Origin of the sequence: Bradyrhizobium sp. CCBAU 051011 (assembly GCF_009930815.1) — a bacterium.
GTDB lineage: Bacteria > Pseudomonadota > Alphaproteobacteria > Rhizobiales > Xanthobacteraceae > Bradyrhizobium.
The window spans coordinates 6080106-6092536 of sequence record NZ_CP022222.1 but is presented as its reverse complement, the minus strand read 5'-3'; the positions used below and the strand labels follow the sequence as shown (position 1 = coordinate 6092536).

The 12431-nt window shown below is 61.7% G+C and carries 14 protein-coding genes and 1 tRNA gene; 7 read left to right on the top strand and 8 right to left on the bottom strand.

All coding sequences use genetic code 11. From position 1 onward, the window contains the following. The first annotated feature begins 45 nt into the window (after positions 1 to 45). From ACH79_RS28495 to ACH79_RS28485, 3 genes are all read left to right on the top strand, one after another. The gene (locus ACH79_RS28495; protein WP_161853895.1) at positions 46 to 1683 is read left to right on the top strand and encodes an alkaline phosphatase family protein; all 1638 of its coding nucleotides are present in this window, start codon (positions 46 to 48) and stop codon (positions 1681 to 1683) included. Positions 1684 to 1874: 191 nt separating this feature from the next. Next, entirely contained in the window at positions 1875 to 2630 is a 756-nt protein-coding gene (locus ACH79_RS28490; protein WP_246738169.1) for a hypothetical protein, read from the top strand. 137 nt (positions 2631 to 2767) lie between these two features. Further along, positions 2768 to 3706, top strand: a complete 939-nt coding sequence (locus ACH79_RS28485; protein WP_246738168.1) for a LysM peptidoglycan-binding domain-containing protein — start codon at positions 2768 to 2770, stop codon at positions 3704 to 3706. An 18-nt stretch (positions 3707 to 3724) separates the two neighbouring features. Here the strand turns inward: ACH79_RS28485 and ACH79_RS28480 are convergent, their stop codons facing one another. Genes ACH79_RS28480 through ACH79_RS28470 form a run of 3 tightly spaced genes read right to left on the bottom strand, consistent with a single transcriptional unit; the run spans position 3725 to position 5890 of the window. Continuing rightward, complete coding sequence (locus ACH79_RS28480; protein WP_161853894.1) at positions 3725 to 4336, bottom strand: isoprenylcysteine carboxylmethyltransferase family protein; 612 nt, start codon at positions 4334 to 4336, stop codon at positions 3725 to 3727. Positions 4337 to 4363: 27 nt separating this feature from the next. Further along, complete coding sequence (locus ACH79_RS28475) at positions 4364 to 5413, bottom strand: NAD-dependent epimerase/dehydratase family protein (RefSeq protein WP_161853893.1); 1050 nt, start codon at positions 5411 to 5413, stop codon at positions 4364 to 4366. A gap of 33 nt (positions 5414 to 5446) precedes the next feature. Then, a complete protein-coding gene (locus tag ACH79_RS28470) occupies positions 5447 to 5890 on the bottom strand; it encodes an Mpo1-like protein (RefSeq protein ID WP_246738166.1) in 444 nt (147 codons plus the stop codon). Positions 5891 to 6401: 511 nt separating this feature from the next. Between ACH79_RS28470 and ACH79_RS28465 the strand changes: the two genes are divergently transcribed. Beyond that, complete coding sequence (locus tag ACH79_RS28465; protein WP_161853891.1) at positions 6402 to 6557, top strand: hypothetical protein; 156 nt, start codon at positions 6402 to 6404, stop codon at positions 6555 to 6557. A 112-nt stretch (positions 6558 to 6669) separates the two neighbouring features. On the opposite strand, the gene ACH79_RS28460 is transcribed toward ACH79_RS28465, so the two are convergent. Both ACH79_RS28460 and ACH79_RS28455 read right to left on the bottom strand, forming a co-directional pair. After that, complete coding sequence (locus tag ACH79_RS28460; protein ID WP_161853890.1) at positions 6670 to 7818, bottom strand: CapA family protein; 1149 nt, start codon at positions 7816 to 7818, stop codon at positions 6670 to 6672. Positions 7819 to 7826: 8 nt separating this feature from the next. Next, positions 7827 to 8846 (bottom strand): MBL fold metallo-hydrolase, encoded by a 1020-nt coding sequence (locus tag ACH79_RS28455; RefSeq protein ID WP_161853889.1) that lies wholly within the window; start codon positions 8844 to 8846, stop codon positions 7827 to 7829. 312 nt (positions 8847 to 9158) lie between these two features. Here ACH79_RS28455 and ACH79_RS28450 point away from each other — a divergent pair, with 312 nt between their 5' ends. Continuing rightward, positions 9159 to 9404, top strand: coding sequence for a hypothetical protein (locus ACH79_RS28450; protein ID WP_161853888.1), 246 nt, complete (start codon positions 9159 to 9161; stop codon positions 9402 to 9404). A gap of 75 nt (positions 9405 to 9479) precedes the next feature. Here the strand turns inward: ACH79_RS28450 and ACH79_RS28445 are convergent, their stop codons facing one another. The 3 genes from ACH79_RS28445 to ACH79_RS28435 form a co-directional block, all read right to left on the bottom strand. Beyond that, positions 9480 to 10454: a Bug family tripartite tricarboxylate transporter substrate binding protein gene (locus ACH79_RS28445; RefSeq protein WP_161853887.1), complete on the bottom strand. Its 975-nt coding sequence runs from the start codon at positions 10452 to 10454 to the stop codon at positions 9480 to 9482. A 61-nt stretch (positions 10455 to 10515) separates the two neighbouring features. Next, positions 10516 to 11211 (bottom strand): urease accessory protein, encoded by a 696-nt coding sequence (locus ACH79_RS28440; protein WP_161853886.1) that lies wholly within the window; start codon positions 11209 to 11211, stop codon positions 10516 to 10518. Between the two features lie 161 nt (positions 11212 to 11372). Continuing rightward, on the bottom strand, positions 11373 to 11546 hold the full coding sequence (locus ACH79_RS28435) for a hypothetical protein (protein WP_161853885.1): 174 nt from the start codon (positions 11544 to 11546) through the stop codon (positions 11373 to 11375). A 201-nt stretch (positions 11547 to 11747) separates the two neighbouring features. On the opposite strand from ACH79_RS28435, the gene ACH79_RS28430 reads away from it, so the two are divergent. Together ACH79_RS28430 and ACH79_RS28425 are read left to right on the top strand one after the other, a co-directional pair. Beyond that, entirely contained in the window at positions 11748 to 12164 is a 417-nt protein-coding gene (locus ACH79_RS28430; RefSeq protein WP_161853884.1) for a hypothetical protein, read from the top strand. A 169-nt stretch (positions 12165 to 12333) separates the two neighbouring features. Then, positions 12334 to 12408 (top strand) — tRNA-Thr (locus ACH79_RS28425). The last annotated feature ends 23 nt before the right edge of the window (positions 12409 to 12431 follow it).

Here is a 12431-nt window from a genome sequence, read left to right as displayed (position 1 = left end):
ATATCGCACCATCCGCCGCCCTCAACGCCAGCCGAAATGCCCGAGATGACGCCCAAAACGCCTGCGAAGAACGTGCTCTGGATCATGTGCGACCAGCTTCGCTACGATTATCTCGGCTGTACCGGGCATGGCGTGCTGAAGACGCCGAACATCGATGCGATGGCCAAACGCGGCGTGTTGTTCTCCAACGCCTATGTGCAGTCGCCGATCTGCGGCCCGTCGCGGATGTCGTTCTATACCGGCCGCTACATGCGCTCGCATGGCTCGCACTGGAACGGCTGGCCGCTGCGCGTCGGGGAGCCGACGCTCGGCGATCACTTAAAGAAGATCGGCGTGCGCAACGTGCTGGTCGGCAAGACGCATATGGCGCCGGACCTGGAGGGGCTGAAGAACCTCGGCATCCCGCCCGACTCGATCATCGGCGTGCATGTGTCCGAATGCGGGTTCGAGCCCTATGAGCGCGACGACGGCCTGCATCCGACGGGCCGGCCGCGGCCGGCTTATGACAATTACCTGCGCCAGCACGGCTTTGACGCTGATAATCCGTGGGAGCACTGGGCCAATTCCGGCGCGGCTGATGACGGCAGCCTGCAGAACGGCTGGCTTCTCGTTCACGCCGACAAGGCCGCGCGCGTGCCGGACGAGCATTCCGAGACGCCCTACATGACGCGGCGCGCGATGGAGTTCATCGCGGAAGCCGAAGATGACGGCAGGCCATGGTGCCTGCATCTGTCCTACATCAAGCCGCACTGGCCCTACATTGCGCCGGAGCCCTACGCCAGCATGTACGGGCCTGAGGACGTGCAGCCGGTGATCCGCTCGCAGGAGGAACGCGCCAACGCGCATCCGGTGTTCGCCGCCTATATGGACATGCGCTACTCCCGCAACATGTCGCGCAACGAAGCGCGCGAAAAAGTCATTCCGACCTATATGGGCCTGATCAAGCAGATCGACGACCAGATGGGCGTGCTGATGCAATTCCTCGAAGCGCGCGGCCTGCTCGACACCACCATGATCGTGTTTACCTCGGACCATGGCGACTATCTCGGCGATCACTGGATGGGCGAGAAGGATCTGTTCCACGAACAGTCGGCCAAGATTCCGCTGATCGTGATCGATCCCTCAAGCGCTGCCGACGCGACGCGCGGCACGGTCAGCGACGCGCTGGTCGAGGCGATCGACCTGGCGCCGACCTTCCTCGACTACTTTGGCGGCACGCCGCCGGATCATGTCCTGGAAGGGCGGTCGCTCATGCCGCTGTTGCACGGCACGATGCCTGCTGATTGGCGCAAGGTGGTGTTCTCCGAATACGACTACGCCATGCAGGACGTCCGCGTGATGCTGAACCAGCCGATCGATCGATGCCGCCTGTTCATGGTTTTCGACGGGCGCTGGAAATTCATTCACGCCTCCGGGTTCCGGCCGATGCTGTACGACCTCGAAACCGATCCGCAGGAATTGGTCGACCGCGGCGCCGATCCTTCATGCGCCGAAATCGTGGCGCGGCTGCAGTCGGAGCTGTTCGACTGGGCGCTGCATCCGAAGATGCACATCACCACGCCGAACGCGAAGATCGCGGCCTATGCGGCTCAGCAGCTGCAGGTTAAGAACGGCATGTTGATCGGCATCTGGGACGAGGCGGAACTCGGTGCGATCAGGGAACGGATCGGGATAAAACCTTAAGCGACCGGCCCCGCACGCGCCAATTATTCTGCTCCGGGCGCCTGGCAAAACCATCGAGGCGCCTCGGTGTTGCGGCGGCGACACGTCGTGTTGGTAAATTGCGGCCGCTCACGCCACGTTTATTGCGGTTCCGAGCGCCCGGGCGCTACGGTCGCCCGGCGAAACACCTTGCAGTCCCCTTGAGGCGCGCAATGAAGCCCTATCGCGGCAATATCGGATCTATCGGCTGGTCATCCTTTTCCCGCCGGGCATCGTGGCGTCGACTGCATGCGATCGCGATTGCGTTTCTGCTGCTCCTGCCGATCGGCGCAAGTCCAACGCTGGCAGCGCCGAGTACCGCGTCGGCAGCCTCGACTGCTCACGTCTATCTGCTCCGCGGCGTGCTCAATATTTTTTCGCTGGGGCTTGATGACATTGCGGCACAACTGCGCGCGCAGGGTATCCCGGTCACAGTCGCGAACTTCGCCTCGTGGTCATCGCTCGCCGACGAAGCCGCCATCGCGTACAAGAGCGGCCGGATCAAGACGATCATTCTGGTCGGCCATTCCTCGGGTGCGACTGCACTGCCCGACATGGTCGCCAAGCTGGATCAGCTCGGCGCTCCTGTGAAGCTGGCCATCGGCCTGGATTCGGTGTTCCGCACCAGGCTGTCGGGGCGCGTGGGACGCTACGTCAACTTCTACATCGCCAACGGCAATGGCGAGCCGGTTGCGAAGACCGCGCAGTTCCAGGGCAAGCTCGAGAATATCAATGTGCAGAACGTTCCCGGCGTCGGGCACATGTCCATCGAAAAGAACCAGATCATGCAGCGGAAGGTGATCAGCGAGATCGACGCAGTCGTGTTCGGCCGATCCGCACCGGCTTCGAGGGCGCCGAAGCCGCGGCAGCCTGGAGCGGCAGACGCGTCAAGATCAGGCGCGGCACGCGCCGCAGCGGTACGCCAGTAGTACAAACGCCGTCGCTGAAGCGCCGCAAATTCTGCCGATTTCTCGACGATAGATCACCCCGAGAGCGTCGGGTGGCGCGGCCGGCCGGCATTCAGGGTCAGGCGTAGCCTTACGCCCAAATCGCGAGCGGAATGTGCATGACAAGTCCGACGCAGGTTGCGGCGGTGATGATCCGTACGGCCCTTTCCGCCTGCATCTTGTCGGCTGCTTGCAATCTGGCGGTGGCCGATCCGGTCGCACGCACGGCCCCTGCTGTCGCGACGGTCGCTCCTGATGCGCCTCCGGCCGCGACCCAGCCGCAGGCGCGCGTCTATCTGTTCCGGGGCGCGCTCGGTCCGATCTTTTCGCGCGGAATGGACCGCCTGACCAAGCGCCTCCAGGAAGCCGGTATTCGGGCCGACGTCTATGAATTCACCATTTGCCGGCTGATCGCAGATCAGGCTATCCGCGATTACCGTGACAATGCTGCGCCGATCGTCCTGATCGGTCATTCGATGGGCGGACTGTGCGCCTTGACCTTCGCCGGGATTCTGAAATCCGAAAACATCTCGGTAAGCCTGGTGGTCACCATCGATCCTGCTCACGCAAGCCCGAAGGTGCCGCTGAACGTCGAGCGCTTCATCAACATTTTCCTGTCCGACAGCGTCTTGGGCGGCGGCGACGTGGTGGCGGAGCAGGGTTACCAGGGTCACTACGCCAGCTTCGATCTGAAGCAGCACGAGGAAGTCACCCACATCAACATCGACAAGATGGATTCCGTCCACGAGCAATTGGTGACGGCAATTGCACAGCTTCCGGCGACGCCTTTGCCGCCCAAGGGAGAGGCGCTGCCGCTGCGCTACGTCGTTCCTCCCGATGCCCCGCTGGAGCTGTGGGACAGCGGCACGCAGCAATTCGCCCGTTCGGGCGATACCTTGCAGAGGCTTGCGGCGCTTAACCACGTACCGCTGTGGTCGCTGACCCAGGCCAATCAGTATTCGGACAGTGCACCGCTGTCAGTTGGCCAGCGCGTCCTGATTCCGCGCCGTCTTGTGCCACCTGTCGCGACATCACCGGCACCGCGACCGAAACGATAGATTGCAGATGTTGCAGCGTCAGGTCGGCCGCAGGAACGGAATCAGCATCGGGACGCGACGGCAATACGATCCATAGGCATCCGCACCGAGTTCTGCCGTGAGGAAGCCCTCCTCCATGCGCGCCTTCAACCCCATCCCGAGCGAGATCAGCGCCGCACCCAGCATCGCAGTCACAGTTCCGACCGCGATACCCGTCACCAGCATCCCGGCGATAAGCCCCGTATAGATCGGATGGCGCACCATGCCATAGGGCCCGGTGTCAATGACCTGATGGCCTTCCTTGTGCGTGATCGCGTTCGACCAGAAACGTCCGAGATGAATTCTCCCCCACCAGGTGAACGAGATCCCCGCCAGAACAAGGCACGCCAGCACATAGACGCCGAAATTGCCAAACTGCCAGAGCGGCGTTTCCCCCAGGAGCTTGCCGGTCAAAGGCAAGAAGAGAGTCGCTCCCATGTAAATGAGAGAGCGGTACTTGAGCGAGTCCGAGCTCATCACATTCTTTTTGGTCTGCCCGGACCAGAACGATGCGACGACCCAGCTGATGACCCACAAAATCCAGATGATGGCGAGCAATTGTGTGGGCCAGGTCGTGGTCCAGCCACTCAAGGCGAAAGTAAACCATTGCATGTTTGTGGACCGCCTTAAACGAAGGGATCAACCGCCGAGCCGGCGCTCGACGTGAAACGGTCGAGAGCGAGCACTCGGCGCTGAGTCCCATTCAGGTTGATTGTTGCCGGCATCAAGCAGATGCGCAATGGTTTCACGCAATACGGGTTCTACGGGACCCGGCGCATAGCCCAGCTCTCGTTGCGCTCTTTCGATCGACAACGCCCCCGCCCGCAATGCGATACGAACGCCTTCGGCCGTACCGGACGGAGGCCGGCGCGTCACGTGATCGGAGATGAACTCCAGCGTTGCAGTGACCATTTCGGCGATCTTGCCGTTCACGTGAATGCACCGGACGCGACGGCCGCTGACCTCAGCCATGAGTTCGAGAACGCGTCTTAGCGGTATGCTTTCGCCACCGAGCACGTAGCGATGTCCGGCGCGTCCGCGCTCCATCGCCAGGATCAGCCCTTCGGCGGCGTCGCGCACATCGACGAGGTTCACGACAAAATCAAGATGCAATTGAAGGCGTCGGTTGAGAAAATACCGGAGCATCGCCGTTGGCGGGGTAACGTTGTGGTCATAGGGCCCAACGGGCATGGTGGGACAGCCGATAACGACCGGGTACCCGGATGCGGCCGCCTCCATCGCGAACCGGTCGGCGAGCATTTTTGAGCGCGTGTATGGACCCGGCATGTCGTCCGGCAGCAACGCATCGTCATCGACAGGAGCCATCGATGGCGAGGCACGGAATAGAATGGATTCCGTCGAGCAGTGCAGGAAGCGCTTTATGCCGCGCTTGCGCGCCGTCTCAATGACGATCTCGGTGCCACCGAAATTGACGGTGTGAAAATCGGCCTTGCGCGGCATCCACATCCCCGGCAGGCCAGCCAGGTGATAGACCTCGTCGACCCCGTCCATCGCGCGGTCCACCAGGTCCCGATCAAGCACCGATCCCCTGACAGACTCGACCTGCGCCAATGCGCGAGGCAGTGGCTGAAGATCGAGCACCCTCACCTGCCGACCCCGCGCGATAAGCGCCGAGACGAGGTGCTTCCCGATGAATCCACTACCGCCTGTGACCAGTATGCGCGTCATGCTACAGGTGCACTCGAGCTGAACTATCCGCGATCAAGATGCAGCACCTTGCGGCTGCCCTTGGATGATGATGGCGAGATCGCGCCGAAAGCCCAACGCGATAAACAGCTTCGCCATGACGAACATTGGGCCCAGCAACAGGTGGGTCGGATTGTCGACCAGCGCCGGCTGCCGCCCCTCGAACACGCGGTGCCCAATAATCTGCGATGCGACGCCGACAACAATGAGGACGGCCGCAAGTGACCACATGCCGACAGTCGTCGTATGACCAACGATCACGGCAGCGGTTGAGAGCAACACGACCGCGGCTGCAAGGATCCCGGCGCCAAGCGCGAAGTCGAGCAACAACCAATAGACTAGCACCGGTATGACAGCGATGGTTGCCGCACTGGTCTGAATCCCGAATACCGTGATCGGCCACAGGCTGAGCGGAAGGATAGCGGCCAGGAACAGGAACACGATGCCGAAGACATGCATCGCGCAGTTCCAGGGGTCACGATGATATTCAACGTAATCCGCAAGCTGCCGCCGAAAATATGAACCCATGCGGTGCTCATCCCCTGCTGTCAGCAGATGCGGCCAGATGGGTCAACCGAAAACCCGGCGCACCTGCTTCGATGGCCAACTCCCATCAGAGAAATTAGGGTAGCTAAACCCGGGAATCATCATCAAGTCAAAGCGCGCGGCACATTTCGCAGCCCATCGCGTGCGCGCGAATACCAGCATTGACAAATCATGTAGTAATTCAGGCGATTAGCACCGTACCTGTCTGGGGAACCGGCACCCATGCGATAATTTCCCGCAGGTGTTGCCGTTCAGCCGAGCAGTCCTGACCGTCTCGTGACTACACGCATTACCCGCGACGCCAAGCACCAGCGCAATCGCTCGGACGTGACGCTCCCAACTCCGCGATCAGGGAGAAGATCGGGATGAAGCCATAAGATCCCGGGAGGCAAATGTGTCAATTTTCAGCTGGTTGGAAAAGCTGTTGGCGGGCGACCAGAATGCAGCGCCGGCTCAGGCGAGCGTCGAGCGCGATGCCCAAGGGCGCATCGTCGAAGTCAGCCAGACGCTCTCGTCGGGCCGATCAACACCAGACCTTCATCCGAAGCTCATCGTCGGCGAAGACCTCGGCGCTCGGTGAGTGGCGCCTGCGGCGCCTTGAAGATAACGGACCAGCTGATCAACTGGGGTAAGGGCTTCGTTTGGCCGGTCGCTCCTTGGTTCGATGCTGCGACGCCGGCTTGTGACCAGAGTTAGGTCCCTGCCCCAGGGCCGACAACGACAAGCTGCCGTTCGGAATCAAGAACGACCCTTGTTCCAAACTGCTGACATTTCCCATCCAGGGTCTGCTGGATCCATTCGATGTCCCGCCACGTTGGAATGGAGAGACGAAAGTTCTTGATCTGCAGTGGAACCAGTTTGAGCGCATGAAGGCTTCCGCTCGTCGGATCCAGGTCGGCGAAATACATCAAGGCAAGGTCGTCGCGGTAGCGCTCGTAACCACCGATGCCTTCATAATCGTTCAGGAAATCACCGCAGCCATACAGAATGAGGCGGTCTCGATAAATTTCGAGCGCTCGCGGATGATGCGAAGAATGCCCGTGAACGATCGACACGCCTGCCTTGTCGATGAGAGCACGGGCCAGAATTTGCTGCTCATGGGGAATGTGATAGCCCCAATTGGATCCCCAATGGATTGAAACGACGACGAGATCGCCCGGCCTCCTGATCGCCATGACCTGGTCGGCGACGTCAGACGCATTCGTCTCAGAGAGGTCAGGCAGCAGGTTGACGCCTGGCGCGTCTGACGTCGCGGCCCATTCGAGAGGGATGCCGCTCGATGTCGATCCAAACGAAAAGATCAAGAGCCGCACTTTGCCAAGCATCAGCACCGCGGGTGCGCGCGCTTCATGATCGTTGCGTCCTGCGCCCGTCGCCTTGACGTTGAGTTTCTGCAAGGTGGTCAGCGTCTCCAGCAAGCCGGCGCGGCCCCAATCGAGCACATGGTTGTTGGCCAATACACAGCAGTCGATCCCGGCCGCCGCGAGACATTCTGCATTCTCGGGGCTCATGCGGTAGTTAATTCCCTTGTTCACGCGGTCGTTGCTGCGGGTCACAGCCGTTTCCAGATTGATGATCCGCGCATCCGGCTGCATGCGTTCCAACTGGCCCAGTGCGGCGCCCCAAACGTAGGAGGGCCCGTTGCGCCGCGGAATGGGCCCGTTCGCCTGCTCGGCGAGCAGCACGTATTCCTCCGCCGATCGCAGGTAGTGTTCGTAAATCTCGGGGCTGCAGGGGTGCGCCAACACCTGGTCGATGCCGCGGCCGCACATGACATCGCCGCACAGAAAGAGCCGCACCCATTTCCGATGCTTAGCCGGCAAATGTCTTTCCTCGAGCATGAAACCGCTCAGGTTTTTGCGTCGGATGCAGGATCCCCGAACGCCGTCATCACCTCGGCCAGCATCCGCACCTCGTCTCCCGCGTAGCGCGGAGAGAAGTGAAACGGCTCGACGCGGCGCACATTGGCTTCCCGCGCAATTTCTCCGGCAGCCGCCGTTGTAAGGTGGGCCCGGTCCCTCGCCAACGCGGCATCCGTTCCCGCGAATGCCGCCTCAATGAAGAGGATGTCCGCATTCTGAACGAGCGCCACAATGGCGGCGCGATTGGCCGGGGTATCGGCAACATCCGTAACATAGGCAATTTTCTGGCCGGCGGTGACCGTCAGGAGGTCACGCAGGCACCCAAGCCGCTCGAGGCGATCGCCCGAAGCTGCCGCACCATCGATCCGTATCAAATGATCGTCCGAACGGCCTTCCACAACCGCCTGCTTGAGCCACTGCAGCCACGGACCGACCGGAAGCCCGCGCTCGGATAGTCGATTTTTCCAGATGTTGACATGGGCCGCTTCCTGCAGGGCAAAGCCGAGGCAAGGCGTGCCATGCTCGAGGATAGCGGCTGAGACGCGGCAGGCCCGCTCGTCACATAGGACGCCGTCAAGAATTGTCTTCGACACTGGCGGTTCCGCGGCAAAAGCCGTCTTCAACCGGAACTGCCTGGTCGAGATGGAGTTCGGCGTCTCAAGTTCGCTGACCACAAAGACCAGATCGGCGCCGTAGCTTTCGACCAGATTCCATCGATAGGCCTGAAGCTTGTGAAAGACACGCTCGGCAAAGCCGGCCGGGCCGTAAAGATGCATGGTTTTCTCCTGTCCCACGAGCAAGCGGAGCAGATGATCGAAGCCAACGAAATGATCGATATGCGCATGCGAGACGAAGATCCGATCGACGCGTCGTATCTTCCGCGGTGACAGCGACGCGATTTCCCCGAGATCGAACAGCACACTGTGCGTTTTGAACAGTGTCTCCACATAGACCGTCGGGTCGCCGTAGCGACCGTTGACCAGGCTCGGATGGAAGATCGGTCGCATGACAAACTATTCTGCAGCAGGGTTTTCACGCGACTTGTGCGTCACTCTACCGTCACGGCCCAAGGAACCCTCCTTCTATGCCAAGCTTCTATGCCAGGTCGATTTTGGTCAATGCTTGATGCACCTCCGGATTTAAGCAGATTTTTGGACTCCGCACCGGCCTAGATCGAGCGCGCATCGCGGTGCCATCGGTGCAATGATCATTCATTGCCATGATGGTGAACATGCATTCAAGAAAGTTTCTCGGTGTTCCCTGCAACAGGCCACGTCGGCATTCGTTTTATTCGCGGTAACAACGAGTGGAGAGGAACAATGAGAAAACTCGCTTACGTGCTGGCCGCTTTGGCGATTGTCGCCGTCGGTGCGCCCACGGCCGCAAGCGCAGGCGGATTCGGCGTCTATGTGGGCGGCGATCGGGACTATTACGGCGACCGTTACTACGGCGGTCCCCGTTTCGGATTCTATGAACGCGATCGCGGCCTGCATCGCGGATGGTATCACCGCAACTATTATGGCGACCGAGGCGTCGTCATCCGGCGTCATTACTGGGACGACTAGTGAAGACGCTGACTAGTGAAAATGGCCCCCTTCAAGGGGGCCATTTTTTTCGTCTGATTGGCCGAGCGTCTATCCTCAATTCGTAATCTTGTAGCCCGTCTCTTTCACGATCGGCTGCCAGAAGGCGGTGTTGGCGGCGAGTTCCTTCGTCAGGCCTTCCGGCGTCGAGCCGACCGGGATCAGGCCGATGGCGCTGAGCTTTTCCTTGACCTCCGGCTTGGCGAGCGCGGCGGCCGCCGCTTCGCTCAGCTTTTTTGCAAAATCCAGCGGAGCGCCTGCCGGCAGCCACATGCCGTACCAGGCATCCGCCACCAGATCGACGCCGCTCTCCCGCAGGGTCGGCGCCTCCGGCAAAAACGGCGAACGCGCCGCGCTGCCGACCGCGAGAATGCGGACGTTGCCGGCGCGATGCTGCGGGATGGCATCGGTCAGCGTGGAAATCGCGAACGGCATATGGCCGCCGACGAGGTCGTTGATGATCGGCGCGCTGCCACGATAGGCCACGCGGGTCAGCTTGACGCCGAGCGCCTGCTCGAGCCGAGATCCCGTAAAATGCGGAATGGTGCCGTTGCTGGGCACGCCGAACGTCGCCTTGTCCGGATTGGCTTTCAGCCAGGCGACGAACTGCTTGAAGTCCTTGACGTCGGCCGGGACGGCTGTACCGACGAACACACAGAACTCGAAGCGCGTGAGCTGGCTGACCGGAACGAAATCCTTTGCCGCGTCGAAGCTCGGTGTGGTCTCGACCATCGGCAGCAGATACATCGTCGGCCCCGTGGTGACGAGGATGGTGCTGCCGTCGGGAGGAGCCCCCTTCACCGCCTTGATGCCGATCAGTCCATCGCCGCCGGTCCGGTTCTCGACAATGATGTTGCGATCGAGCAATGGGGCGATGTGCTGCGCCAGCAGCCGGCAAAGCGCATCCCCGCCGCCGCCGGCCGCAAACGGAAAGATGATCCTGGTCAGCGGCCCGGCCTGCGCGAACGCCTTGCCTGTCACCGCGACCAACGAACATGCGGCGCTTCCGGCCAGAAAATCTCGGCGTTTCATCCTGTCTCCTCCCAGCACGCTATAATTGTTCACCGGCCTGTACGCCGAGGCGAGCCGGGCCTCAGGCCAGCACCGTCTCGACCACCGTCATTATTCCGATCGCGATCGTGGCAAGGCCGACGGCCCCCTGCAGGCCGCGGTTAGCCCAGGTAAGCGAGCGCGCAGAGACCGCAAGCGGCACCGCGATCACTGTCGACAGCGCCCCCATGCCGATCATCGAGCCGACTCCGAACAGCGCGACATAGCCGAGCCCAACGGCGGGGCTGGAGGCGTGCGTCACCGCGAGCACCAGAAGCGCAGCCGAGCCTGCCATGCCGTGCATCAACCCGACCAGCAGGGTCCGCCAGCGGAAGCCGTGGTCATGCGCGTGCGCCGCGCGGGCGTGCGGCGTGGTTTCACCGGCATGGCTATGGGCGTGGAAATGCACCGTGCCGTCGTCATGGCCGTGCCGGTGGAAATGCACGCGGTCGCGCCACAGCCGCCACAGCACATGCGCCCCGAGGCCGACCAGCATCAGGCCGACGGTGGTCTCGATCGGGCGGGCAAAACCGTCCGGAATCGCGCGGCCGAGCAGGATGGCAGCGCCGGCAAAGACGAACAGAGTAAGCGTGTGGCCGAGCCCCCAGGTCAGCCCGTGCTTGACGATATCGGCGACATGGCTGCGGCGTGCGGCGATGCTGGAGACGGCGGCAATATGATCGACTTCGAGCGCGTGCTGCATGCCCAGCAAGAACCCCAGCCCCAGAATTCCGAACATACGCCCCCTGCTCGCTGTATCAGTTGAAGTCCGGCTCAAGCCCGAACTTCTCATTTTGGATTTTGCCTGCGTCTTCTTCACACGAACCGGTAGCCCGCCCGCGGGTCAAGTCCGAGCCAGGCTCCTCGAAAACGCCATGAAATACCAGCTGGAAGTCTTTGTCAGGTCAAGACTTCATCGAACAGGCTTTTCATCGACGCCCAGGAGCGGCGGTCGGCCTGCTCGTTGTAGAGCGTGGTGCGCAGCATCGACCCGTCGGCAGCCGGGTTGGTGAACCCGTAGCAGCGTGTTGCCGTAGGAAATGACGGTAATCGACGTCGCGCGTCTGCGTGCATTTCCCTGAATTTCTCGTGGCTGATCAACCGGCGGCGGGCGGAACTTCACACCAGTGTGGAGATCGCACAACCGAAATCGCAAGATCTCGCGCCGATCCGCGCAGGGCATCACGCTGGGTTGTCTCGGCGCGCGCGCCTGCCGAGGAACGATCAAGCATATGCACGCTTAGCTCGCGTCCCCCCCGCAATGGAGTACTCCCCATGACAAGATATGGAATGCTAGCCGCCGCGATCTTCGCTTCCGCGCTGGCAACCCCCGCCTTGGCGCAGCAGGTCATCTACAATCCCGGCTATTGCGCGCAGTTCTATCCGAACGCCAATTGCCAGAATCGGGGACCGGGAAGCCCCTATAGCAGCAGCTACTACCAGCGGCAGGCCTATCAAGACCGCGCTTGGCGCAACAGCTATAACCGTTATGACAACAGTGGCTTCTGGCCCGCCGATGTCGCAGCCGGCGTCGGCGGCGGCGCGGTCGGCACTGCGGCTGCGATCGCCACTGCCCCGGCCGCCATCGCCGCCCCGATCGGCGGCGACGAATACGCCCGGCGCAACGGCTTTGTCTGCACCCCCGGCACCTGGTTCCGCGGCGACGACGGCCGCAGGCACATCTGCCAGTGAGACCAGCCGAATCAGCACGAAAAGGCGGCCGAAAGGCCGCCTTTTTCATGCGCGGCCGACGGCGAGAGACTCGCCGAGGTTCTGGCCCTTTGCGGACAAGTCTGGTATTCGAGCCGCGAAGATCGGCCCACGGCGGGAATATTTCACGCTCGCCTATCGCTTCAAATTCGCCGGCTTAGCTCAGCGGTAGAGCAGCGGTTTTGTAAACCGAAGGTCGGGGGTTCAATCCCCTCAGCCGGCACCATGTCCCAAGTCTCAAGGCACGCA